Origin of the sequence: Campylobacter sp. FU_497, assembly GCF_025772425.1 — a bacterium.
Classification (GTDB): domain Bacteria; phylum Campylobacterota; class Campylobacteria; order Campylobacterales; family Campylobacteraceae; genus Campylobacter_D; species Campylobacter_D lari_C.
Window position 1 is genome coordinate 107,686 of sequence record NZ_JAKMSC010000002.1, and the last position, 25,652, is coordinate 133,337.

At 29.2% G+C, this 25,652-nt stretch carries 23 protein-coding genes; 12 read left to right on the forward strand and 11 right to left on the reverse strand.

What is annotated here, in order from left to right; genetic code table 11:
• Nucleotides 1-5: 5 nt before the first annotated feature.
• The 5 genes from L8W68_RS01945 to gap all read right to left on the reverse strand — a co-directional run bounded on the left by L8W68_RS01945 (nucleotide 6) and on the right by gap (nucleotide 5,191).
• Entirely contained in the window at nucleotides 6-551 is a 546-nt protein-coding gene (locus L8W68_RS01945; RefSeq protein WP_257928597.1) for an ATP-binding protein, read from the reverse strand.
• Between the two features lie 125 nt (nucleotides 552-676).
• Complete coding sequence (locus L8W68_RS01950; RefSeq protein WP_263674807.1) at nucleotides 677-2,311, reverse strand: hydrogenase small subunit; 1,635 nt, start codon at nucleotides 2,309-2,311, stop codon at nucleotides 677-679.
• A gap of 3 nt (nucleotides 2,312-2,314) precedes the next feature.
• On the reverse strand, nucleotides 2,315-2,995 hold the full coding sequence (locus tag L8W68_RS01955; protein WP_263674808.1) for a triose-phosphate isomerase: 681 nt from the start codon (nucleotides 2,993-2,995) through the stop codon (nucleotides 2,315-2,317).
• Nucleotides 2,992-4,194, reverse strand: a complete 1,203-nt coding sequence (locus L8W68_RS01960; RefSeq protein ID WP_263674809.1) for a phosphoglycerate kinase — start codon at nucleotides 4,192-4,194, stop codon at nucleotides 2,992-2,994. Before L8W68_RS01960 ends, L8W68_RS01955 begins: the two co-directional genes overlap by 4 nt.
• Before the next feature lies 1 nt (nucleotide 4,195).
• Nucleotides 4,196-5,191 carry a type I glyceraldehyde-3-phosphate dehydrogenase gene (gene gap / locus L8W68_RS01965; RefSeq protein ID WP_087700276.1) on the reverse strand — a complete coding sequence of 332 codons (996 nt, stop codon included), beginning with the start codon at nucleotides 5,189-5,191 and terminating at the stop codon, nucleotides 4,196-4,198.
• 59 nt (nucleotides 5,192-5,250) lie between these two features.
• On the opposite strand from gap, the gene nadD reads away from it, so the two are divergent.
• From nadD to L8W68_RS01985, 4 genes are read left to right on the forward strand one after another with little or no spacing between them, the layout of a single operon-like run.
• The gene (gene nadD / locus L8W68_RS01970; RefSeq protein ID WP_263674810.1) at nucleotides 5,251-5,796 is read left to right on the forward strand and encodes a nicotinate (nicotinamide) nucleotide adenylyltransferase; all 546 of its coding nucleotides are present in this window, start codon (nucleotides 5,251-5,253) and stop codon (nucleotides 5,794-5,796) included.
• 13 nt (nucleotides 5,797-5,809) lie between these two features.
• Nucleotides 5,810-6,139 (forward strand): ribosome silencing factor, encoded by a 330-nt coding sequence (gene rsfS / locus L8W68_RS01975; protein ID WP_012661160.1) that lies wholly within the window; start codon nucleotides 5,810-5,812, stop codon nucleotides 6,137-6,139.
• A gap of 9 nt (nucleotides 6,140-6,148) precedes the next feature.
• Entirely contained in the window at nucleotides 6,149-6,811 is a 663-nt protein-coding gene (locus L8W68_RS01980) for a tetratricopeptide repeat protein (RefSeq protein ID WP_263674811.1), read from the forward strand.
• Entirely contained in the window at nucleotides 6,808-8,523 is a 1,716-nt protein-coding gene (locus tag L8W68_RS01985; protein WP_263674812.1) for a tetratricopeptide repeat protein, read from the forward strand. The genes L8W68_RS01980 and L8W68_RS01985 overlap by 4 nt, the downstream gene beginning before the upstream one ends.
• A gap of 1 nt (nucleotide 8,524) precedes the next feature.
• Here the strand turns inward: L8W68_RS01985 and L8W68_RS01990 are convergent, their stop codons facing one another.
• The 6 genes from L8W68_RS01990 to L8W68_RS02015 all read right to left on the reverse strand — a co-directional run bounded on the left by L8W68_RS01990 (nucleotide 8,525) and on the right by L8W68_RS02015 (nucleotide 16,595).
• On the reverse strand, nucleotides 8,525-8,899 hold the full coding sequence (locus tag L8W68_RS01990; protein ID WP_263674813.1) for a DUF1090 domain-containing protein: 375 nt from the start codon (nucleotides 8,897-8,899) through the stop codon (nucleotides 8,525-8,527).
• Between the two features lie 48 nt (nucleotides 8,900-8,947).
• Entirely contained in the window at nucleotides 8,948-10,192 is a 1,245-nt protein-coding gene (locus L8W68_RS01995; RefSeq protein ID WP_263674814.1) for a DUF4153 domain-containing protein, read from the reverse strand.
• Between the two features lie 305 nt (nucleotides 10,193-10,497).
• Entirely contained in the window at nucleotides 10,498-10,872 is a 375-nt protein-coding gene (locus tag L8W68_RS02000; RefSeq protein ID WP_263674815.1) for an HIT family protein, read from the reverse strand.
• Between the two features lie 43 nt (nucleotides 10,873-10,915).
• Nucleotides 10,916-12,307 (reverse strand): class II fumarate hydratase, encoded by a 1,392-nt coding sequence (fumC, locus tag L8W68_RS02005; protein WP_263674816.1) that lies wholly within the window; start codon nucleotides 12,305-12,307, stop codon nucleotides 10,916-10,918.
• A gap of 130 nt (nucleotides 12,308-12,437) precedes the next feature.
• The gene (gene glmS / locus L8W68_RS02010) at nucleotides 12,438-14,237 is read right to left on the reverse strand and encodes a glutamine--fructose-6-phosphate transaminase (isomerizing) (protein WP_263674817.1); all 1,800 of its coding nucleotides are present in this window, start codon (nucleotides 14,235-14,237) and stop codon (nucleotides 12,438-12,440) included.
• A 3-nt stretch (nucleotides 14,238-14,240) separates the two neighbouring features.
• Nucleotides 14,241-16,595 (reverse strand): nucleotidyltransferase, encoded by a 2,355-nt coding sequence (locus L8W68_RS02015; RefSeq protein ID WP_263674818.1) that lies wholly within the window; start codon nucleotides 16,593-16,595, stop codon nucleotides 14,241-14,243.
• A 115-nt stretch (nucleotides 16,596-16,710) separates the two neighbouring features.
• On the opposite strand from L8W68_RS02015, the gene mqnE reads away from it, so the two are divergent.
• From mqnE to L8W68_RS02055, 8 genes are all read left to right on the forward strand, one after another.
• Nucleotides 16,711-17,775, forward strand: coding sequence for an aminofutalosine synthase MqnE (mqnE, locus tag L8W68_RS02020; protein WP_263674819.1), 1,065 nt, complete (start codon nucleotides 16,711-16,713; stop codon nucleotides 17,773-17,775).
• Between the two features lie 8 nt (nucleotides 17,776-17,783).
• Entirely contained in the window at nucleotides 17,784-19,100 is a 1,317-nt protein-coding gene (locus L8W68_RS02025; RefSeq protein WP_039628061.1) for an NCS2 family permease, read from the forward strand.
• 9 nt (nucleotides 19,101-19,109) lie between these two features.
• Nucleotides 19,110-19,550 carry a phosphoribosyltransferase gene (locus L8W68_RS02030; protein ID WP_263674820.1) on the forward strand — a complete coding sequence of 147 codons (441 nt, stop codon included), beginning with the start codon at nucleotides 19,110-19,112 and terminating at the stop codon, nucleotides 19,548-19,550.
• A 64-nt stretch (nucleotides 19,551-19,614) separates the two neighbouring features.
• Entirely contained in the window at nucleotides 19,615-22,014 is a 2,400-nt protein-coding gene (locus L8W68_RS02035; protein WP_263674821.1) for a molybdopterin guanine dinucleotide-containing S/N-oxide reductase, read from the forward strand.
• A 2-nt stretch (nucleotides 22,015-22,016) separates the two neighbouring features.
• Complete coding sequence (locus tag L8W68_RS02040) at nucleotides 22,017-22,550, forward strand: hypothetical protein (protein WP_263667033.1); 534 nt, start codon at nucleotides 22,017-22,019, stop codon at nucleotides 22,548-22,550.
• A 6-nt stretch (nucleotides 22,551-22,556) separates the two neighbouring features.
• The gene (locus L8W68_RS02045) at nucleotides 22,557-23,714 is read left to right on the forward strand and encodes a hypothetical protein (RefSeq protein WP_263674822.1); all 1,158 of its coding nucleotides are present in this window, start codon (nucleotides 22,557-22,559) and stop codon (nucleotides 23,712-23,714) included.
• Complete coding sequence (locus tag L8W68_RS02050) at nucleotides 23,711-24,451, forward strand: Tfp pilus assembly protein FimT/FimU (RefSeq protein WP_263674823.1); 741 nt, start codon at nucleotides 23,711-23,713, stop codon at nucleotides 24,449-24,451. The genes L8W68_RS02045 and L8W68_RS02050 overlap by 4 nt, the downstream gene beginning before the upstream one ends.
• Before the next feature lie 79 nt (nucleotides 24,452-24,530).
• Nucleotides 24,531-25,652, forward strand: a 1,122-nt coding sequence (locus L8W68_RS02055; RefSeq protein ID WP_263674824.1) for a cache domain-containing protein, incomplete at its 3' end; no start/stop codon positions are given.

Genomic DNA, 25,652 nt, shown 5'->3' on the forward strand with positions numbered 1-25,652 from the left:
CTTTTTTAAGCATAAAATCCAAATTCTTTATTATCTTCTTCTTTTTCTTCTTTTTGCTTGTTATATTGCTCCCAAATTTCTTCTAATAATTTAGCACTATCTTGGAAAATTTGCTTTTTAATATCTTCAAGATCTGTTTTATTCATTTCTTTGTTTAAGCTTTTATCCATAGTATTTAATAATTCATGTAAAGTGGCTTTTTTGTGTTCTTCATTTTTTGGTTCAGGTAAGGCATTGCCGATTTTCATTGCAGTAGTGATAAGCTCTTTTGGTTTTAAAGTTCCTACTCTTGAGTTTTTCATAAATTCATCGATTTGAGGTTGTACTTTAGCTACCGCTTCTTTTATTTCTTCAATTTCTTCTTGTGAAAGTTTGGTTCCATTGTATGAGAATGAAAAACCAAATTGATTTCTAAGGCTTAAAGAAGCTGAGTTGCCATCTTTGTCTAATTTTGCCTCTTTTTTATCATACATAGAAAAAGAAAGATGGTTACCATTTTTTGTTTTAATATCCATAGAAAAATTTTGAGAATTATAACTAGAAATTTGCATAACATTCCTTTCAAGTCAAGATAAAGCTATATCGTCAAAATAACTCAATCTTAAACAAATTTGCAAAGTTTTTATACTTTGCAAATTTCAAATATTAGGGAGATAAACATTTTAACATTAAGTCTTTAAATGCTCGTTAAATCCCAAAATAATTTTAATAATTTTTCATTTTTTGCACATATTAAAATTTGCTTTTTATTGTGTGTTTTTTTGCATGCTTTTAAAGCTTGTTTTAAATGTTCTTTTAAAGAAAAAATCAACCCAAAGGCAATGGCTTCTTTATCTAAGCCACCTAAAATATAAATCAAAGGCATACGCATAGATTTAGAAACATCAAGCTTTGCTTGTTCATTAATAGTGGTTTTAAAATCAAATTTGCTAGGATGTTTAAACTTATAAGCTAAAGCAAGATCTAAAAACTCATCTAAATGGTTTAATTTTTTTCCACTAATAAATGGATAGATAAAATAAAATAAATCTAAGATATTATTACTAATTTTGCTTTCATCATCATAATTTTCTTGTATAAAATTATAATATGTTTTAAATTGCTCTTGATAATTTTGCACTAAAGTCATAGCCATTTTGGTTTTTGCGAAATTATTTAAAAAAACTTTAGGATTAGCTTCAAAACTAAAATCTAAAAAATTAATCTTTGTATCATTTTGATAAAAAATCCCACTAATTTCACTTTCTAAATCCAGTAAGATATTATCTGAATCAAGCTCATTGTTAGAACTATTATGGACTATTTTATCATCTAATATAATAGAAAAATCATTATAAGCAAATTCATTACTCATAGGTTTTTCATAAAAACCAAAATCATCCCAAAAATTCTCTTCACTGCAAGCAATACAGCCATGTCCTGCAGCTACTGGCCAAGAGGTTTTGGAGTTAAATTTAACTTTAGGGCAGTTATTGTAAGCATAAGGTCCTTTGCAACCTACTTTAAAAAGACAATAACCTTGTTTTATATTTTCATCATCAAAACTTTGAGCAAAATTTCCTGCTTCAAATTTAGCTTTTCTTTCACATAAATCATGCAAGCATTTTCCATAAAGAGCTAAAGGCCTATTTTGCTCATCTAAAGCCATGTCTTGTTCAAATAATATATAAAAGCAAAGCGCTGCGATGATATTTACATCACTTGGAGGACAACCTGGTATATTGATTACTTTTTCTTCTAAGACTTTAGAAATTCCTATGCTTTTGGTAGGATTTGGATGTGCAGCTTGAATTCCTCCATAGCTTGAGCAAGTTCCCATAGCAAAGATTGTTTTAGCATTTTTAGCACATTTTTGTAAAATTTCATACCCATTTTCACCATGTGCTCCTATAGTTAGATAAAAAGGATCTATAGCACAAACCCCACCTTCAACGGCCAAAAGAAAATCTTTTTTTTCTAAAACTTCCTCTAAATGTGATTCTGCTTGATGTCCGCTTGCGCTCATAAAGGTTTCATGGTATTCTAAAGAAATGAAATCAAAAATCAAATCTAAAAAGTCAGGCAATGAAGTTCTAAGCAAACTCTCGCTACACCCTGTGCATTCACTTAAATGAAGCCATATGAGACTAGGCGGGGTATGAAGTTGAAAATATCTATGCGCTAAAGGGCTAAAATCATTTGGTAAACCTAAAATTTTAATAATGGAATTTACAGCCTCTAATGAGATATTTTTTTCTTCTTTGTGTGAGTTTTCCAATAGAGCGATTTTACGTTCTAATATGCTTTTTAATTCTTCATTGCTTAAAGACATTTTTTAACCTTTGGTTATTTGTATCATATTTAAAAAATCATTTGCATTTAATGCAGCTGAACCTATTAACACTCCATCGCAATTTTTTAAAGCACAAATTTCTTTAATATTGTTTTGATTAACACTTCCACCATATAAAAGCTTAGCGTTAGTAAATTCTCTTAAAAAATTAAGTATAGTGTTAATATCATCAAGATTAGCACTAACTCCTGTACCTATAGAATAAATAGGCTCATAAGCTATGATAAGTTTTTTATAAGATAAATCAATATTTTCAATTTGTTTTTTTAAAAAGTCTAAGCTTTCGTTAGCATTCTTAGTTTCTAAACTTTCGCCTATGCAATAAATAATATTAAAATCAAGATTTTTTGCAAAATCAAATTTAGCCCTTAAAAAACTTTCATCTTCCTTTAAAGCTCTTCTTTCAGAATGGCCTATTAAAACGCTTTTGATATTAAATTCTTCTAAGTGAATTTTACCTATTTCTCCAGTATAAGCTCCATTTTCGCAAGGGTAGAAATTCTGCGCGCCTTGTTGAAATGAAAAATTGTCTTTTAAGAAAGCTATGCTAGGAGGGAAGATGAAAACTTCATCTTCTTTGTTTAAGTTTTGGTTTAATTTTTGAGCGTAAAGTTCAAAGCTTGATCTTGTATGATTACACTTTAAATTTGCTGCAAAAATCATTCATTATCCTTTATAGTTAAAGGTTTTACACCAGGAAGTTCTTTTCCTTCTATAAGCTCTAATGATGCTCCACCACCGGTTGAAATGAAAGTCATCTCATCAGCATCGCCTGCTCTTGCTACAACATCAGCAGTATCGCCACCACCTATTACAGTTGTTGCGTGAGATTCGCTAATATAATGGCTCATTTTAATGCTACCTTTTGAGAATTTATCGATTTCAAAAACTCCCATAGGTCCATTCCACCATATAGTTTGAGCATCAGAAAGTGCTTCTTTAAACAATCTTACACTAGCAGGACCTATATCAAGTCCCATCCAACCTGCGGGAATTTCTTGCACAGGAGTGTATTTCATCACTGCTTCTTGAGAGCAAGTTTGTGCTGCTGTAACATCCACAGGAAGATAAATTTTCACCCCTAGATTTTTACCTTTGAGTAAGATTTTATTTGCTTCTTCAATTAAATCTTCTTCTAAGAGAGAATTTCCTATATCATAACCTTGAGCTTTTAAGAAAGTAAAGGCCATACCTCCACCTATGATGAGCTTATCTACTTTTGGAAGTAAGTTAGTCAAAGCTTGTAATTTACCGCTCACTTTAGAACCACCCACTACAGCTACAAAAGGACGCGCAGGGTGTTTGATAAGATTACTTGCAAATTCTATTTCTTTTTGGAGTAAAAATCCCGCACCTTTGTTTGCATTATCAAAGTATTTTGTAATAGCTTCAACGCTAGCATGGGCTCTATGGCAAACCCCAAAAGCATCATTAATATAAACATCAGCCATAGAAGCAAGTTCTTTAGCTAAGTTTTCATCATTCTTAGTTTCACCTTTTTCAAAGCGTAAATTTTCTAAAAGTAAGATTTCACTTGATTTTAATTCACTAGCTTTTTTCTTTGCATCCTCGCCTATAACATCTTTAGCCATAATGACTTCTTTAGCCATTAAACGTGCAAGTCTTTTTGCAACCGGCTCTAAAGAATATTTTGAAGCTATTTCTTTTGGACGCCCTAAATGTGAAGCTAAAATAACCGCACAGCCATTATCTAAACAATATCTTATAGTAGGGATAGCCGAGCGAATACGACGATCATCGGTAATATTTAAAAACTCATCTTGAGGAACATTAAAATCACATCTTATAAATACTTTTTTCTTTGCAAGATCAATATCTTTAATCGATAAAATACTACTCATCTTAAGCCTTTGCCACAAATACTGCCATATCTACTAAGCGAGAAGAATATCCCCATTCATTATCATACCAAGCAACCACTTTAACAAAATCATCACAAATTACTTGGGTTAAATCACTTGCTACAATCGCACCATAAGAGCAAGTTATAAAATCACTTGAAACTCTTTCTTCATCATCTACTAATAATATACCTTTTAAATTGCTAGCAGCTGCTTTTCTAAAGGCTTCATTGATTTCTTCTTTACTTACTTTTTTCTTTAAAGTTGCAGTTAAATCCACAGTTGATACATCAGCTACAGGCACACGCATGCTTTGACCATGTAATTTTCCATCAAGCTCAGGCATAACAAGCTTCATAGCTTTTGCTGCACCAGTTGAAGTAGGGATGATATTTTGTGCAGCAGCGCGTGATCTTCTTTTATCTCTTGCTTTTGCATCAATAATGCTTTGTCCGTTTGTGTAAGCATGTATAGTTGTCATTAAACCTTTTTCTATGCCAAAATTATCTTGTAAAACTCTACAAATTGGACCCAAACAGTTAGTAGTACAACTTGCATTTGAGATGATGTTTTCGCCTTTATATTCGTGAGCATTTACCCCTAAAACATAAGTTGGAGTTTTATCTTTTGCAGGTGCACTCATGATAACTTTTTGCACCCCATGATCTAAAAATCCTTGACATTTTTCCATAGTTAAGTGTGCACCAGTGCACTCTAAAACAATTTGTGCACCATATTTTGCAAAGTCTAAATCCGCTACATTTCTGCTTTTTAAAACTTTTATTTTTTTATTATCAATTATTAAATCATCACCTTCATTTTCAACACTACCATCATATACCCCATGAACGGTGTCATATTTAAAAAGATATTTAGTAAGCTCTATATCAGTAGTATCATTAATCGCTACAAGTTCGATATCATCACGCTTCATAATAATTCTTGCAACACATCTTCCAATGCGTCCAAAACCATTTATTGCAACTTTTACAGCCATTTTCATTTCCTTTTTATGATTAAGTAGGTAAAATTCTACTAAAAAAAGGTTAAATTTTAATGAAAATCGCACTTTTTGGTGGCAGTTTTGATCCACCCCATTTAGGGCATAATGCTATAGTCTTTAATGCACTAGCAAATTTAGAGCTTGATAAACTCATTATTATGCCTACTTTTATTAGCCCTTTTAAGCAAGAATTCACCGCAAATGAGCAAAGACGCTTAAAATGGTGTGAGATGATTTGGGGAGGTTTGGAAAAAGTTGAAATTTGTGATTTTGAAATAAAAAAACAAAGACCTGTACCTAGTATAGAAAGTGTTGATTTTTTGTATAAGCAATATGAAATTTCTAAGTTTTATCTTATTTTGGGAGCTGATCATTTACAAAGTCTTGAAAAATGGCATGAATTTGAAAGATTACAAAATTTGGTAGAATTTGTTGTAGCTAAAAGAGATGGTATTTTTATACCAAAACATTTTAAAACTTTAGATACTAAAGTAAATATCTCTTCTTCTTTTATAAGAGAAACCTTGCAAACATCGCAAGTTTGTGAGCAAATCAAAGAAGAAGTTAAGCTTTATTATTCTAAATTTAAAAATATTTAACAAAAGGAAAATAATGCAAGAAAGAATTAATAATATAGTGCAGATTTTAGATGATAAAAAAGCGGATTTAATAGAAACTTTTGATATGCAAGATAAGGATTATTTTGTTAAATTTGTAGTGATTGCTACTACTATGGGAGAAAGACATGCGCTTTCTTTGATTGATGATTTAAAAACCAATCTTAAAAGTAAGGGTGAAGAGTTTTTAAATATAGAAAGTAGTGAAGAATGGACTGTACTTGATTTAGGTGATATTTTAATTCATTTAATGAGTGAAACTTATAGAGCAAAATATAATATAGAAGAATTTTTAAAAAGTCTAAATAAAGAAAATCAAAATTAGGATTAAGATTTGGATAATCTAATCACTGAATTATCAGATTTAGCTAAAGAATATTTTGAAAATTCAGAATTTGAAAAATGTGATGAGGTTTTAAGTGAACTTATAGCTTTTTGCAAAGGCGAGGTTACGCTTGCTCAAGATGGTAAAATGATTTTTATAGATGATGAGGACAAACATCGTTTGCTTTTAGAAGCTTACCATAATAGAGCGTTTTGTAGATTTAATTGTTTGAAATTTCAAGAAGCGCTTAAAGACGCAACCATAGCTGTAGAATTTGATCCTAGTAATGTATTTTTATTTAATCTTTTGGGCTTGTGTAATTTTAAATTAGATTTATTACAAGAAGCACTTTTGGCTTTTAATAAAACTATAGCACTGGATAATACATATTATTTAGCATATTTTAATAGAGCTAGGGTTTATATACTTTTAGATGAACATGCAAAAGCTTTAAAAGATTTGCAAATTTGTATTGATTTAGCTCCAGAATATTATATAGCTTATTATACTAGAGCTATTGCCCTGCTTAGTGTTGATCCAAAACAAGCTTTGATTGATTTTAAAAAGTCTCAAGATTTAGGCTTTGAATCTTCGCAAATTTTTTATTATCAAGGTGTAGCTTATGAGAATTTAGAAGATTATCGAAAAGCTATAGAATTTTTACTAAGATGATTGAGCAAGATGAGAGTTTTGCTGATGCATATTATAAAAGGGCTAATAATAAACGCAAGGTTGATGATTTAGAAGGAGCTTTGCAAGATTGCTTAAAATCCATTGAACTAGACAATGAAAATGCAATGGCATATTTGATTTTGGGACATATTTATAAAGATTTAGAAAAGATAGAATTATCAATAGATGCTTTTAAAAAATCAATCGATTTAGATGAAAATTTACAATATCCATGTTTTGCATTGGCTAGGGTTTTGTATGATTTAAAAGATTATGAACAAGCTTTGAAGTATTATGATAAAACAATTGAGCTTTATGAAGAATACGCTCAAGCATATATTAATAGAGGTAATACTAAAATTAATCTAAAAATGATTGAAGAGGCTATAGAGGATTTTGACTTAGCAGCTAAATATTATCAAGAAAGAGTAAGAAAGCATGATTTTACTCCATCAGAATTAGCAGAGCTTGAACACGCAGTCCCTTATGGTTTTTATCATTTGGGCAATAGTTTATATAAAATAGACAAATATGATGAAGCTTTGATAAGTTATGAAAAAGCCTTAAAATATCAAAAAGAATACCCTGATGTGTTTTTTAATAGGGCTTATTTAAAATCTGATCTTGAAAAATATGAGGAAGCTTTAGAAGATAGCGAATTAGCTGTTAAATATTATAAAAAGCAAAATAATACTCAAGATTATGTTAATTCTCTTTCTCAAAGAGCTTGGATTAAAAGTAAACTTGAAAGATTTCAAGAAGCTATGGATGAATACAACGAGCTTATAAAAACATATAAAGATTATATTGATTTAAAAGATGTATTATTTGAAAGAGCATATTGTGCAAAAGAACTTGAATCTTATGAAGAATTAATGGCTTATTGTAATGCAGCGCACAAGGTGGATAAAAATAATTTTAAACTTTATTTTTGGCGAGGAATTGCTAAATATAATTTAAGCTTAGAAGAAGAAGCTATAGAAGATTTAGATAAGGCTTTAAAAATTGATAAAAATCATAATGGAGCAAAGTATTATAAGGGACTTTGTTATGAAGATCTTTATATGTTTGAAGAAGCGATAAAATGTTATGATAGTGTGATTTTAAGTAATGAAGAAGATGATGAATCATATTTTCATAGAGCAAAATGTAAAAGAAATCTTGAAAAATACAACGAAGCCTTAAAAGATATCAATGAATGCTTAAAAATAATTGATGATATTGGGGAGTACTGGATAGAAAAAGCACAAATTTTAAGCTTTTTAGGAAAATATGATGAAAGTTTTGAAGCAGCAAAAAAAGCAAGTGAGCTTGAACCAAAATCACATGAATGTTATCATTTTATGGGTGCGGTTAAACTGTATTCGCAAGATTTTAAAGAAGCTATAAAATATCTTAATATGGCTTTAAATTTAGATGAAAGTCAAAATTGGACACATTATTATAAGGCAGAGTGTTTAAGAAATTTAGGTGATTTTCATGATGCATTGCAATGTTATGAAGATTGTTTAAAGATAGCAAATGAAAATACCGATGCTTTGGTGGGAAAAATTCAGTGTTTAGAAGAGTTAAAAGAATACGAGCAAGCTTTAGAGTGTGCTAAAGAATTATTAAAGCTTGATGAAGAAAATGAGTTTGCATTAAAAAATCAAAATATTTTAATGCAAAAATTAAAACAACAAAATAAAAAATGGTGGCAAATTTGGAATTAAATTAGAGTTTGTTGATGTATTCTTCAATCTCTTTTTTGATTTTGTCTTTTTTGTCTTTTAAAGCTTGTTTTTTATTTTTATATTCTGTTTTGTTCATATAATCTTTTTGTTTTTTTAATTCTTTTAACTCTTGTTCGATTTTTTTTATCTCTTGCTCTTTAAGTTTTTTAGCCTCTAATTTTTTATCATAAAAAAGAGGATCTTTTGCACAATCAGCCTGAACTTCTTTTAAAGCTAATTCTAAACTTGAAGCTTTTTCTTGATGATTATAATTTTTAGCATAAGCTATTTCTTTTTGAATTTGCTCTATTTTAACCTCACATTGTGTGGAAAATGCAAATGAGCAAAGTGTAAGTAAAAACAACAACTGTTTCATAGTTTAAACCTTTCTTTTTTGATATTTTAGTTTGCTATATTAAATAATTTATTTGCTGTTTTTAATGAAAATATGAGTTTTGAAAAAAGTTATTTGACCTTTTATATTAATGTCAAACTCCAAAGGGATAAAAATCAAAGATGAGTTATTGTTAAGTTTGTAGCTTAATTGCGAATTTTCCTGGTAGTTTTTTAATATTTTGTCAAAATTTTCAAGCTTTAAAAGTTCTTTTTCTTGAAGTAAAAAATACAAGGTATTATCATCAATTTTCATAAAATATTTAAAGTCACTTGAATCAGCAATAAAATCAAATAATACTTCATCATAATTTTCTTTTAATTTGGAGTATTTTGGATGAAATTTTTTGGACATATTGTGAAATTCTATCTTTTGTGGTTTTAAATGAGTTAAATTATAAGTTTTTAAAAAATCATCAAAACTATAATTGTTGTTATAATTTTTATTAAGATTGTGCAAAGTGTTTTTGATACTTTTAATTTGATTATAATATTGCCTGCTTTGAATATAGTCAAGATTTAAAGAATGTATAGAGTTTTCTAATTTTTGCAATTGATATTTTTGTGAAGAAAAGCTTATGTAATTTGCAAAAAATCCTAAAAATAGTGCCATAAGTGCAAGTAGATAAAAAGAAAATTTTAATGCTATTTTTTGTTTAAACACGCTTAGATAATTTGCTATCAATAGCCATAAATTTAAAGCTAATACTGCTAAGCGTTCTGGCGTAAAGCCATATTGTGTAATTCTAATTATAATAGCATAAAATACGAAAATATTTAGTGATAGTACCACAATAAAAAAGGCATAAAGTAATGATTTTTTGATTTTATAAAAAGATAAATTTATCCAAAGATTAATTAATAAAAAACTACCAAACCAAAGACATAAATGAACTATACTAAGATTTTCTAAAAGACTAAATAACGCCCCTAAACCATAAGCAAAAAGCATAATAATATATAAAACACTAAAAGTATTTAGTATAAAAACAAAAATTTTATGAAAATTGTATGAAGTAAAATTGCCAAGTAAAAATAAAGAAAAAATTCCAGCACTACAAAGCCATAATGATAAAACACAAGAATCTAACATGCTTGAAGAAATATCAAATAAAAAATCAAATGAACCATAAAATATAGCCAAAAATATACCAAAAATGAACCAAAAGCTTATACTAAAAGAAATGGCAGCTAAAAAATGATGAAAATAATTAAAATTATATAATTTTCTTGCACATACTAAAGCTATAAGAGCTGTTGTTAAGGAAATATACAAAGAATTATTAGTAAAAAATATTAAATAATTTTCTATACCATCTTTAAAAATAAAATTTAAAAATATATAAAAAATTAGCCCAAAAAATCCAACCCATAAATTTTTCAAACTTTTATAATTTTGTATTAAATTGCTTTTTGATTCAGTGAATGTTTCACAAAAAATTATAAATAGGGTTAAAAGTAAAAAAATACTAGTTTGGTATGAATCATAAAAAAAATGCTACAAAAAACCAAAAACATAAATAAAAAATAACTCCAAGTGGATGATTCAATAAAGCTAGATAGCTAGAATTAATAAATTTTTTAAACATGAATATTTTTTATTTTGTTAAGTAAAATTGATATAAATCCTTCAAAGTCAGGTAAATTTAAATCCTTAATTTCTCTTTGCTGTTTTCCCCACATGCATTCAGGAAAAAACCCATCTTCTTTAAAACGTGCCATAACATGAAAATGCACTCTTGGTACATAGTTTGCAAAGGAAGCTATGTTGATTTTTTCTGGGTTATAGTACTCTCTAAGGCTTAATTCACAAGCTAAAACATATTGAAAAAGCATATTTTGCAAAAAGGCTGGGCAATCACTTAATTCTCTGTAATTTTCTTTAGTAAAAATTTTCACCCAAGGAATTTGAGAATTTTCTTTTTCTATAAATAAATAATCATTTTCATAAATCATACTAACCCTTAAGAAAAGACTAGGATTATTCCTAGTCTTTTGATTATTTTTTTGGTCCTATCATTTTTGTAGGATCTACAAATTTAGCAAAGTCTTCTTCACTTACCAAGCCAAGCTCCATAGCACTTTCTTTTAAAGAAATACCTTTTTTGTGAGCATTTTTTGCTACTTTAGCTGCATTTTCATAGCCAATGTGTGGGTTTAATGCAGTCACTAGCATTAAAGAGTTATGTAAATTATGATCTATTTTTTCTTTATTTGGTTCTATACCAACAGCACAGTGGATATTAAATGAATGCATAGCATCAGCTAATAAATCAAGGCTTTGTAAAAAATTATAAATAATCACAGGTTTAAAAACATTAAGCTCGAAATTTCCTTGGCTTGCTGCAAAACCAATAGCTGCATCATTTCCCATAACTTGCACTGCAACCATAGTTAAAGCCTCACATTGAGTAGGATTAACCTTACCTGGCATGATAGAACTTCCTGGTTCGTTCTCAGGTATGTTTAACTCTCCAAGACCACATCTAGGGCCACTTGCTAACCATCTAATATCATTTGCTATTTTCATTAAATTTGCAGCTAAGCCTTTCATAGCTCCATGAGTAAAATTAATAGCATCATGGCTTGTTAGTGCATGGAATTTATTTGGACTTGAAACAAATTTAGTACCTAAAAGCTTGCTTAGTTCTTCACTTACTTTTTCACTAAGTTCTGGATGCGCATTCAATCCTGTACCAACAGCTGTCCCGCCTATCGCAAGCTCTCTTAATGTAGGTAAAGAAGCGATGATTTGCTCTTTTGAGTGAAGTAACATAGAAAGATATCCACTAAATTCTTGAGCAAGGGTAAGTGGTGTAGCATCTTGAAGGTGAGTTCTTCCTATTTTAATAATTCCTTCAAATTCTTTTACTTTTTTTTCAAAAGTTGCAATAAGCTCATCTAAAGCAGGGATAAGTTTTTTTTCTACTTGCTCTACTGAAACTATACTCATAGTAGTTGGAAAAGTATCATTTGAGCTTTGGCTCATATTTACATGATCATTAGGATGAACAAGTTTTTCTTTTCTAAAATCTCCACCCATAATTTCAGTAGCACGATTTGCTATAACTTCATTCATATTCATATTGCTTTGTGTGCCTGAACCTGTTTGCCATATTGCTAGTGGGAAATTATCGTCAAATTTTCCTGCTACAATTTCATCGCAAGCTTGCACAATAGCATCTTTTTTAGCATCATCTAATTTGCCAAGTTTGTTATTTACTAAAGCCAAAGATTTTTTAAGATTTGCAAAAGCATAAATTAAAACTTTTGGCATTTTTTCGCAACCAATTTTAAAATTTTCAAAACTTCTTTCAGTTTGCGCACCCCAATATTTGTCATTAGGAACTTTAATCTCTCCCATAGTATCGTGTTCGATTCTATATTCCATGGCTTTTCCTTGTAATAAAATAAGATATGATATTTAAGCCAAATAAACCCTAAAGTTTGCTTATAATTTAAGAAGTATTTATAAAATTTTTGAAAAAAAGTGTAGTTTTTTTAAAAACTACACAAAATATTTATTCTACGGTAACACTTTTTGCTAGATTTCTTGGCATATCCACATCATTGCCAAGTCTTATAGAAACTTCTAAAGCAAGAAGCTGTAAGATCACCATCATTTCAAAAAATTCACACATATAGTGTTCTTGTTTTGAAGTTCTTATAAAATCATCACTTAAATCAAAATCAAGTGGAGAAATAGCAAGTAAAGTAGAATCCCTTGCAGCTAATTCTTCTACATTTGATTTGGTTTTTTCATAAAGACAATTTTGCGGCATTAATGCAACGGTAAAAAGCTCACTATCTGCTAGAGCAATGGGTCCATGTTTCATTTCACCTGCCGGATAGCCTTCAGCATGTAAGTATGAAATTTCCTTTAATTTTAAAGCCCCTTCTAATGCTAGTGGATAAAATACATCTCTTCCTATAAAGAAAAAGCCGTGGCCATGTAGGTATCTTTTTGAAATTCTATGCACTTTTTCATGTAAGTTTTGTTCAACTTTAACTATACTTGGCAAGCTTCTTAAAGCTTTGATTTCTTTACTCATATCTAAATTTGCTTTTTGTGCAAGATAGATTGCAAGCATCCATAAAGTAGCTACTTGAGTAGCAAAAGCTTTAGTTGAAGCCACACCTTTTTCAATGCCCGCTCTAGTAAGTAATGATATATCAGCCAAACGCACGATATTAGAATTATCCACATTACATATTGCTAAAGTTTTAACTCCTTGTGCTTTTGCTATTTTTAAAGCTTCAAGTGTATCAGCTGTTTCACCGCTTTGAGAGATTACTATAAAAAGAGTATTTTTACCTATAATGGCTTCTCTGTATCTAAATTCACTTGCTACTTCAACTTTAGTTTTAATCTTTGCAAGTCTTTCAAGTAAATAAGCCCCACTTAATGCCGCATGATAGCTTGTGCCACAAGCACAAAGTGTAATTTCATCTATGTTTTGTAAAAGAGTTTCATCTATATCTTCAAAAACAATCTGCTCACCTTGCAAGCGTCCCATTAAAACTTCACCTAAAACTCTACTTTGCTCATAAATTTCTTTTTCCATGAAAAATCTATAACCATCTTTTTGAGCATAACTTTTATCTTGACTTAAAGCTACAAAAGTAGGTTGTATGCAAGCTTGATCATGGCAAATTTTGCATTCGTTTAAATTCACATATCCATAATCTCCATCTTCAAGATAAGCTACTTTATCCACTAAAGAAACTAAAGGCGCATCACTTGATGCAAAATAATATTCATTTTCATTGCCATTTTTTCCGATGATGAGTGGCACTGCATTTTTGGCAAAATAAATTGTATTCGGATCTTTTTTACTCACAAGTAAAATTGCAAAAGCACCTTTTAGCTCAGCTATAGTCTTTTTAAAAGCTTCAAATGGTCCTAAATTACTTGCATAGTATTCAAATAAATGTACAATAACTTCAGTATCGGTTTGACTTAGAAAATTAATACCTTCTTGTGTGAGTTTTGTTTTTAATTCTTGGTAATTTTCTATGATTCCATTATGTATTACACAAGAGTATTGTCCTAAATGTGGATGAGCATTTATTTCAGTTGGTTTTCCATGGGTTGCCCAACGCGTATGACCTATAGCAAGCCCAAAGCCATCACTATTAAAATTAGCAGTTTTATTAGCTAAATTTTCTAATTTTCCAACCGCTTTAAAAAAGTCTAATTCCCCATCTTTCATTACTGCTATACCAGCACTATCATAACCTCTATACTCAAGCTCTTTTAGGCCTTCTAATATGATTTTTTTCTTTTCTTTAGTTCCTATATAACCTACTATTCCACACATCTTTTACTCGCTTATTAGTGATTTAAGAATTTGATCTTTATGATCTTGCAAGCTTTCATTTTTATGCAAAATCAAAACATTTCGCGTTCTTTCTTTTATGGTTTGAATTTTTGCTGCGCTTAAGATAATATCATATCTTACAAGCACATCCATCACATAAGCCATTAAACCTTTTTGATCTTTTGTGTTTAAGGTTATTTTGGCATAGCTTTTGGAATAATTCATGTCTAATTTTAATTCATCTTTTTTAATGTTTGGTTTTTTTGCCTTTTTTTGTACTTTTAAATGCAATTTAGAATTTAGTAAATTTTCTAAACTTTGTTTTTGAGTATCGCTTACTATATCTGAATATTCAAATTTCAAATAAACTTTTTCATCAAATAATTCAAAAAAACTCATAAAAATTAAATTCAAAGAACTTAAAGTATTGAGTATATTTTCAAGATTGTTTTTTCTATTCATTATAAGCTCTAGGGTAAAATTATCTTGATTATCAAGCCAAAAAGTAAAATTTTCTTTTTGTGCAATTTGTGCTATTTTAATGATTTTTTCAAAACTATTTTTTATAAAAAAGAGATTAGATTTAATATGAGTGATATTATCTTGAGTTTGCTCATCAAGATCTAAAAAAGCCTTACTTCTTTTTAGAGTTTGTTCTTTTTTTACTCTTCTTTGGCTCTCATCAATTAAATTTTCATCCTCAAAGCCTTCTAGCGCATTTTGAAACAATCTTTCTAAACTTTTATAATAAAAATGATTTTCTATACCTAAAGCTTTAGCATTGCAAAAAGATAAAAGATGTAAGGTTTTTAAGGTATTTATATCATTTAATTTGGAAATAAAATTTAAAACAATAGTAGAATTATAAATATCTTCTTTTTCTATAATGTCTTTAAAAGCGTTAAAATTTTTATACAATCTTAAGCCAAAATCTAAAAGTTCATTATCAACTTGGAATTTTCCTACATAAGCCCTGTAAATATTTGCTAAAGAAATTTCATTTTCTTCATGAATAGCACTTAAAAGTATGGTGAGTTTTATTATTAAAAGTGTATTTTCATCAAAATCATAATCTTTTTCTTCAAAGCATTTTAAGCAAAGTAATGCTCTATCTAATGCGCTATAAACACCTTCTTCTTCGAGTAAAAATTTACTTTGAGTAAGAGGTTTGCAAAAATCTTTTAAAATATTAGCATCGGCAAGAAGTTTTAAAAGAGCAAAAGAATGCTTTCTTTCTAAAATTTTCTTGAATAATTCTAAATTTTCATCTTTATTTTCGGCTCTTTTTAATGCAAAAATGAGTTTGATATCAAAATTATAATCTTTATCATCTAATTTTAAAAGTTGATTTAATATCAAGCTTAGGTTTTCACTTTTGTTAGAATAAGTAAAAAAGCTATCTTGTGTTTCATAAAGTTCATTATCTTTATAGTGTTTTTCTTGAATACACCTTGCTAAAAATTGCGTATAAATTCCACAAGTTTGCATACATTGCATAGCTTTTTGAATAAGTATGGATTTAAGATCTAAATTTTTCTTTTCTTTCTTTTGCATTAAGTTAGCAAGTTCTTGTGAATTTTGTATTAAAAATAAATTAGTATTTTTACCTTCTAAAAGATTCATTGCGCATTTAAGTGAAAATAAAAAATCACTTGCAAGTTTAAATTCACTTAATTCTTTTTCGTTGATAAAATTAAGCATATAATTTTTAGGAGAATCTTTAAATAATATACTTAAGTTTTCTATATCAAGTTGCTTATCTAAACCACCAAAATTTTTATTAATGTCAAATTCTTGCTTGATTAAAGGTTGATGATATGGGTTAAATTCTTGCAAGATTTTCAAAGCAAATTCTTCTTTTAACTCATCTTGAGCTTGAGAAATTTTTTCTTTGATTTGTTTGAATAAAATTTTAGAACCGCAAATATAACGATATTGTAAAATATTTTGTTTTAGCTCATTTTTGGCTATATTGTAAAGTCCATTTATTTCACAAATTTGATAATTGATATTTAAATTAATATCATTTAAAGAAGTAATAAATGCTTTCATTAAAGGCTTGATATTATAAGCTTTTATATCTTTATAAATAAGTAATAAATCAACATTTTCTTTTATACTTAAATTCATTTTAGCATATTGTTTAATAGCGATAATACAAAAAGGGAATTTATCATTATGTGGAAAATAATCATCGAAAAAATCATTCAAAACAAGCTCGTAAACATCTTCTATAAAACGATCAATTTCTTTAGAGTGGTAAAAACTAAACGAGCCTTGTTTTAAAAAAAGTCTGGAGCAATAAGCTTCATAATCTTTTAAAGAATTTTTTAATTTTTGAATTTTTTGCATATTCATTTTTGATAATAATCCCTTTATTTTGATTTTTAATATCATACCAAAAATACTTTGTATTAAATTTTAAGTAAGTAGAAACTATAATTGTAATTTAAAATTAAAAAATGGTAAGAATATGCAAACAATTATAGAAAAACTAGAAAAACAAGAAAGATTAAATGAAGAAGAAGCTAATAAACTTTGGGATTTAGAGCTTTTTACTTTAGGCAAATATGCACAAAGAATTCGAACTAATTTGCATGGTAAAAAGGTTTATTTTAATATTAATCGCCATATTAATCCTACAAATATATGTGCTGATACTTGTAAATTTTGTGCTTTTTCAGCACATAGGAAAAATCCTAATCCTTACACTATGTCGCACGAAGAGATAATGAAAATAGTCGATGAAACAGTTTTAAGAGATACCAAAGAAATTCATATTGTTTCAGCACACAATAAAAACACTTCATGGCAGTGGTATTTGGAAATTTTTAAAATGATTAAAGAAAAATATCCATTTTTACATATTAAAGCCCTAACTGCTGCTGAGATTGATTTTTTAAGTAGGGCTTTTAATATGAGCTATGAAGAAGTGATAGAAAAAATGCTTGAATATGGCGTTGATTCTATGCCAGGTGGTGGGGCTGAAATTTTTGATGAGGAAGTTAGAAAAAAAATTTGTCATGGTAAAGTAAGTAGTGAAAATTGGTTGAAAATTCACAAACTTTGGCATGAAAAAGGCAAACAAAGTAATGCTACTATGTTATTTGGGCATATAGAAAGTAGAGAAAATAGAATTAATCACATGATAAGATTAAGAAATCTCCAAGATCAAACAAGTGGGTTTAATGCTTTTATTCCTTTAGTTTGGCAACAAGATAATAGTTTTATTACAGGTAAAAAGCCACTTGGCTCGGTGGAAATTTTAAAAACTTTAGCTATAGCAAGAATAGTGCTTGATAATATTAAAAATATCAAAGCATACTGGGCAACCATGGGTATAAATTTAGCTATGGTAGCTCAAGATTTTGGTGCAAATGATTTAGATGGTACTATAGAAAAAGAAAGTATACAAAGTGCAGGTGGGGCAAAAAGTTCAAATGGCTTGAGTTTAAAAACTTTTATAGAAATGATTCAAAGCTCAGGTTATATAGCGATAGAACGTGATAGTTTGTATAATGAATTAAAAACTTATTAAGGATAAAAATGGATTTTTTTAAACTTAAAGAGCATAATAGTGATGTAAAAACTGAAATTTATGCAGGTGTTGCTACTTTTTTAGCAATGATTTATATTATACCAGTTAATGCAAATATTATGAGTAATTCAGGTATGCCACTAGAAGCTTTAATTGTTGCAACTGCTTTAGTGACTATTATAGCTACTACTTTTAGTGCTTTTTTCTCTAATACTCCTGTGGCTATGAGTGTGGGTATGGGGCTAAATGCGTATTTTACTTTTAGTGTGTGCAATACCTATCAAATTCCTTGGCAAAGCGCTTTGGGAGCTGTGTTTTTATCGGGTGTTATTTTTACTTTATTATCTTTTACTAATTTTAGGATTTGGGTAATAAAAAGCATACCAAATGATTTAAGAAAAGCTATATCAGCAGGTATTGGAACCTTTATAGCTTTTATGGGGCTTGTGCAAATGGGGATTATCACTAAAAGCGAAGCAACCTTAGTAGGTTTGGGTGATTTCTCAAACACTAAAGTACTTTTTGGATTATTTGGTTTATTTTTAGTTTTTGTTTTTTGGGCTTGGAGGATTAAAGCTGCGTTTATCTTAGCTGTTTTTGTAAGTGCTTTATGTGCTTGGATTTTTGGTATTGATGGAGCTAGGTTTCCAGAGCAACTTTTATCTTTACCAGTTATTAGCGGAGATAATGGTTTAAGCGCTATATTTGGTAAGCTTGATATTAAAGGAGCTTTAGAGCTTAGTATGATTCCTATAGTACTTACTTTTTTTGTTACTCAGCTTTTTGATAGTGTGGGTACAATCACAGGTGTAGGCTCAAGAGGAAAAATCTTTGATGATCCAAAACAAGGTGAGAAAAAATTAGGTAAAACCTTAGGTGCTGATGCTGCTAGTTCGGCTATGGGGGCTGTTATTGGAACTTCTACTGTAACTGCTTTTGTGGAAAGCTCAGCAGGGGTAGAAGCAGGAGGTAGAACAGGGCTTACAGCTTTAGTTACTGCTATATGCTTTATTTTTACTTTATTTTTACTGCCGGTGTTTAAAGCTATTCCTGCAAATTCTATTTATCCTATTTTGGTGCTTGTTGGAGTTTTGATGTTTATGGAAGTTGCAAATATTAATTTTAAAGATAAAGCTATAGCAGTGAGTGCATTTTTTATTATTATTATGATGCCACTGACTTACTCTATTACTACAGGTTTTGCTTTTGGATTTATTGCGTATTTATTTATGCGTATTATGCAAAAAGAATTTGATAAAATTAATCTTGGTATTATTGTATTAAGTGCGATTTCATTGCTAGTATTTTTATTACAATTTTTATAGGAAGTGATTATGTATTATTATGCTTATGAAGAATTTCAAAAAGAAATTATTCCTTTTACACGCAAAATTAAGGAAGAATTTAATCCTGATGTATTACTTGCCATTGCAAGAGGTGGTATGACTTTAGGTCATTTTTTAGCAGAAGGTATGGGTAATAGAAATTTATTTTCTTTAAATTCTATTCACTATGAAGATACCCAAAAGTTAGATACGATTAAAATTTTTAATATCCCTGATCTTAGTTCATATAAAAAAGTTCTTTTGGTAGATGATATTATAGATAGTGGTGAAACTATGATAGAAATCAAAAGAGTTTTAATGAAAAAATATCCTCATTTAGAACTCAAAGTAGCAAGTGTTTTTTATAAACCTTCAGCATTACTAATCCCTGAGTTTTATATAAAAGAAGCTAAAGAATGGATTGACTTTTTTTGGAGTATTAAAATTTAGCTTTAAATCAAATACAAATGTTATAATATTATTTTGACTTTATTTTGTTAAGAAAGGATGTCTTATGAGTTTAACAAGAAGAAAATTTCTAAAAGGACTTGCTGCTACTTCAGCGATTGCTTCGGTTAATCCTTTAATGGCTGCAAGCGAGGGAACTAAATTTTATGATACTAAAAAAATTCCTCACGCAACTCACTTTGGTGCTTTTTGGGCTGAAGTAAATTCAGAGGGAAAACTTGTAAAAGTTACACCACAACAATCTGACAAACATCCTTCTATTATCACTGATGCTATCATTGATAGAACTTATTCAGATACTAGGGTAAAATATCCTTGTGTTAGAAAAAGTTTTTTAGAAGGAAAGAAAAGACCTAAATTAAGAGGTAAAGAGCCTTTTGTAAGAGTAAGTTGGGAAAAAGCTTTAGAGCTTGTATTGCAAAAATTAAAAGAAACTCCTATTGAAAATTTATTTAATGCAAGTTATGGTGCTTGGGGGCATGTAGGTTTATTGCACAATTGTAACTCAGTAGCAGGAAGATTTTTTAATACTGCTTTAGGTGGTCACATCGGCACTGATGGAGAGTATAGTAATGGAGCTGCTGGTAAGGTTAATGCTAGTATAGTAGGGGATTTAGAGGTTTATTCTTTACAAACTTCTCATGAAGTTATTTTAGAAAATACTCAAGTTTATGTTTTATGGGGAGCTGATCTTTATAAATGTAACCAAATTGACTTTAAAGTTGCAAACCGTGGTAATGATGAGTATTATAAAAAATACAGCAAATCAAATATCAAATTTATTACTATTGATCCTCAATACACTCAAACAGCAGAAATTTTAAATGCCCAGTGGATTAAAATTCGTCCAAATACCGATGTAGCTTTAATGCTTGGTATGATGAATTATTTATATAAAAGTGGAAAATACGATAAAAAATTCATTGAAAAATATACTGATGGTTTTGACAAATTCTTACCTTATTTACTTGGAAAAACTGATGGTATTGATAAAACTCCAGCTTGGGCTGCAAATATTACCGGTGTTGAAGAAAAAGTTATTACCGCATTAGCAGATACTTTTGTGAAAAATAGAACTTTCTTAGCAGGTAACTGGGCTATGCAAAGAGCGCATCATGGTGAGCAGGCTGATTGGACTTTAATGGTTTTAGCTTCTATGATAGGTCAAGTAGGTCTACCTGGTGGTGGATTTGGTTTTTCTATGCATTATTCAGGTGGTGGACAAGCATTTTCAGGTGTAAGATTACCGGTAGGCTTACCACAAGGTAAAAATAATCTTGATACTAATATCCCTGCAAGTAGAGTTTCAGAGGCAATTTTAAATCCAGGTAAAACAGTTAAATTTAAAGGCAAAGAAATCACCTATCCAAAAATCAAAATGATGTATGTAGTGGGTGCTTCTGTATTAGGCCATCATCCAGACACAAATGAGCTTATTAAGGCTTTAAGAACACTTGATACATTAATCGTACATGAGCCTTGGTGGACACCTATGGCAAAAATGGCTGATATTGTATTACCTTCAACTACAACTTTAGAAAGAGATGATATTAGTTTTGGTGGTTCTTATTCTCAAGATTATGTTTATGCTATGAAAAAAGTAATTGAGCCTTATTTTGAAAGTAGAAATGACTATGATATTTTTGAAGAATTAGCAAAAAGAATAGGCGAAAGAGAACATAAAAAATTCACCGGTGGTAAAACTAAACAACAATGGCTTGAAGGTTTTTATGGTAGAAGTGATTGTCCTTATTATATGGAATTTGCTAATTTTTGGAAACAAGGTTTTATTCATTTTGAAACTCCAAAAGAAGCCTATAATTTCGTAAGACACTCTGAATTTAGAGCTGATCCTGTGGCAAATAAACTTGCAACAGAAAGTGGAAAAATCCAAATTTATTCTCCAAAATTTGAAAAATACAACTTAGAAGACTTTAAAGCACATCCAACTTGGTTTGAACCAGCTGAGTGGCTAGGTAATGAAAAATTAGTTAAAAAATATCCTTTCCATTTAGTAAGCCCACACCCAAGATATAGAGTGCATTCTCAACTTGATAATACCTGGGTGAGAGATTTGTATAAAATTCAAGGTAGAGAGCCTGTGATGATAAATACAAATGATGCTAAAAAACTTGGTATTACTCATGGGGAAGTTGTAGAAGTATATAACGATCGTGGATCGCTTTTGGCAGGTGCTTTTGTAGCAGATAATATTATGGAAGGGGTTATTAGTATTCAAGAGGGTGCTTGGTATGATCCTGAAGATGTAAGTGATAGTAAGCCAAGATGTAATGCAGGTCATGTAAATGTTTTAACAAGCTCAAGACCAACTTCAACTATGGCTCAAGCAACTAGTGTAAATACTTGTCTAGTGGGCATTAAAAAACTAAAAGAAGTTATAAAACCTTATAACTCAACTACGCCACCAGAAATTATAGGAGCTTAATAATGAAGAAGATTATATTAGTATTGACTTTTTTAGCTAGTGCTTTATTTGCTAAAGATATGTTTATTTTTAATGAAAAAGTAGATCTTTTAGATAGTGCTAGTAAAAAAGTAGTAGGACAAATTTATGAAGGCTCTAAAGTAGAGCTTGTAAAAGAAGAGGGTGAATATTCTTTAATCAAAGTTAAAGGCGAGGTTGTGGAGTCAAATCCAAAAAGCCTTGCTTATACCAAAGATGGAATTTATCTTTTACTTACTTTAAATGCTAAAAATGCAAGCAATGAAATGGAATTTTTAGTTAAAAGCAAAGATTTAACCGATCAAGAAATTCTTGCCTGGGATGAGATAGAATTAACTTATTATGATACTTGTACAAGTTGTCACGCAGCGCATAAACCAAAAGAACATTTAATGGAAGAATGGGACGCATACTTATCTGCTATGCAAGGTTTTGCAAAAATTACTGACGCAGAAAAAGATAGAATTTTAAGATTTTTACAATCTCATGCAAGTAATGGTCCTGTAAAACTTGACTAATCAAAAATGAAAAGGTATTTGCTAGCCGTTTTATTTTTTGATTTTTGTGCTTTATTGTATGGCATAAGCACTTTATCTATAAGCTACAACGAAGCACAAATTTATTTTTATGATCATAGCTTAATTGCTATAATCGCTAGGTTTGGCACCACTCTTTTAGGTCAAAATGACTTTGGATTAAGACTTCCTTTTGTTTTATTGCACTCTTTAAGTTGTGTTTTATTATACATTTTAGCTTTAAAATACACCAAAACTTCTTTTGATGCCTTTATTTCTGTGGTTCTTTTTATATTACTCCCTGGTAGTGTAGCTAGTGCTTTACTTATTAATGAATCAAGCGTTGTGATATTTTTCACACTTTTAATTTTAGTATTATTTGAATATAAGAAAATATTTTTATTTTATATTTTATTAGTTTTAGTTCTTTTTGTAGATGGAAATTTTGCAATTTTATACTTGTCTTTTTTCTTCTATGCAATTTATAAAAAAGATAAATTACTTATTACATGTTCTTTGATTTTATTTGCTATTGCAATGAGTGTTTATGGGTTTGATACAAGTGGAAAACCTAAGGGATATTTTTTGGATACTTTGGGTATTTTTGCAGCTTGTTTTTCTCCTTTGATTTTTCTTTATTTTTTTTATGTTGTTTATAGAATTCTTTTACAAGATGATAAACCACTTTTATGGTTTATTAGTGCAAGCACTTTTGTTTTTTGTTTGATTTTTTCTATAAGACAAAGACTTTTTTTAGAAGATTTTTTACCTTTTTGTGTGGTTTGTACTCCTTTGTTGATTCGTTATTTAATGTCTTCTTATCGTTCAAGAATGCCGCAATTGCGCTTAAAACATAAAATTTTTATAGAATGTTCTTTAGTTTTTTTACTATTTTTTTATCTTGGTATCATTTTTAATCAAAGTTTTTATTATTTATTAAAAGATCCCAAAAAACATTTTGCCTATGATTATCACATAGCTAAAGAACTAGCTCTAAATTTAAAACAACATAATCTCACGCATATTACTACACAAGATAAAGAACTGACCATAAGACTTAAATTCTATGGTATTTCCAAAGGTAAGTTAGAACTTCATTCTAGTAAAAAAAATAGCAAGATTTATGTTAGTTTGGGTAAGCATAAAGTTTATTATTCTATAAAATGAAACAAGCTTTTACTTTAATAGAACTAGTTTTTGTTTGTATTATATTATCTTTATTGTTTTCTATGGCCTATGTTTATTATAAGCCTGATTATTTGCGTTTGGGAGCTGAGCAAGTTTTAAATGATATTAAATACACAAGACATTTAGCTTTAATGCAAAATGATTTTAGAGTTAAAGAATTTAACATTGCTAAACGAGAGTGGTTTAAGGCCAAATGGCAACTGTATTTTATACGTTCAAAATCTGCCACTAATAACGAGCAAACCTATACCATTTTTTTAGATAAAAATGGCGATGGCAATGCAAACATAGGTAAAAATATGATCAATAAAGACAGAGAAATAGCTGTTGATCTTATTAATCCAGATATATTAATGAATTCAGGTCAAAGTGGTGTGATAAATCAAAATGATTTCAAAGCAAATTTAAAATACAATATAGAAAAAACTTATGGTATATCTAAGGTTTTATTTGAAGGTGCTTGTAAAGGAAGTACGCGTTTAGTTTTTGATGATTATGGCCGTTTATATACGCCTTTAAAAAATGCCACACGTGCTTATGATAAACTTGCTTCTTTTAATAATGATTGCATTATAAGATTATCTAATAACCAAAATGAGCATATATGCATTGTTATAAATCCTATCAGTGGTTATGCTTATATGCCTAATTTTTCTTCACTAAACCAGCAGAGTGTTATTTTAAATAATAAACAAATATTTTGTCATAATATATAATTTTTATTAAAATTTATTATTTTTTTGATAAAATATATTTACTAAAAATACTTCAATTTAAATACAAAAAAGGAGATACATGAATGCAAATACACAAATGAGTGTGAAAAATAAATTGTCCATTGTTGTTGGTGTTATTGTCTTTTTAGCTTTATCAATAATCACTATAATGGCATTTGTTTCTAGTAGAAATAATTTAATTTCAAACAGTAAACAAGCGAATGAAGATTATTTATTGATCACAGAAACTCAAGTAGAAGGATATGTTGATGGCTATATAGATATTTTACTTGCCATAAAAAAATACATTGATTCTTTGGGAAAAAATCAAGTTTTAAATTTTGATTCTATGGAGCAAATGCTAGGAGATGATTTAAAAATTTTTAAAGATGGATCAAATACTTTAGCTGTCTATGTTGGTTTTCCCGATGGAACTATGCTTGTAAGCGATACTGTTTCTGATAAAAAGGGGGTTAATTTTAGAAAAAGAGGTGGTGGAATTTCTTCTTATGATGATCCAAGTTACGATGCTACTTCTAGAGACTGGTATAAAGGGGCTATTGCAAATGATGGAGTGTTTATAAGTGATGTCTATGAAGATTCTGTTACAAAATTACCTAGTTTTACTTATTCTACCCCGATTAAGAAAAATGGTAAGTTGATAGGTGTTTTAGGTGTTGATTTACTGCTAACATCTTTGCAAAAGACCTTTGAAAAACTTCCAGGAAATGTTTTTGTTTTTGATACAACAAGCTCTATTCCTTTTGCATCAAATAATAAATCATTAATCTTAACCCAACATCCAAGTATAGAAGAGATAAAAAAATATCATCAACAATTTGGAGATTATAAAACATTTGAATATATAAGCGTTGATACACAAGAAGAAAGATTTGGAATTTGCGCTAATATAGATAATTCAAAAGCTAAAGTAAGCTATATTGCTTGTGCAACTCAAAAGCAAGATGAGTTGGAAATGTTGGTTTTAAAAGACGCATATAAGCAAATTATTTTTTCTATTATTATATTGTTTATTTCATGTTTTGCTATTTACTTTTTTTCATCAAAATTACTATCCCCTTTACAAGCAATCCAAAAAGGTATCAACTCTTTCTTTGATTTTATCAATCATAAAACCAAAGATTCAGCTATGATAGATGTTAAAACAAATGATGAGCTTGGTGCTATGGCCAAAGCCATT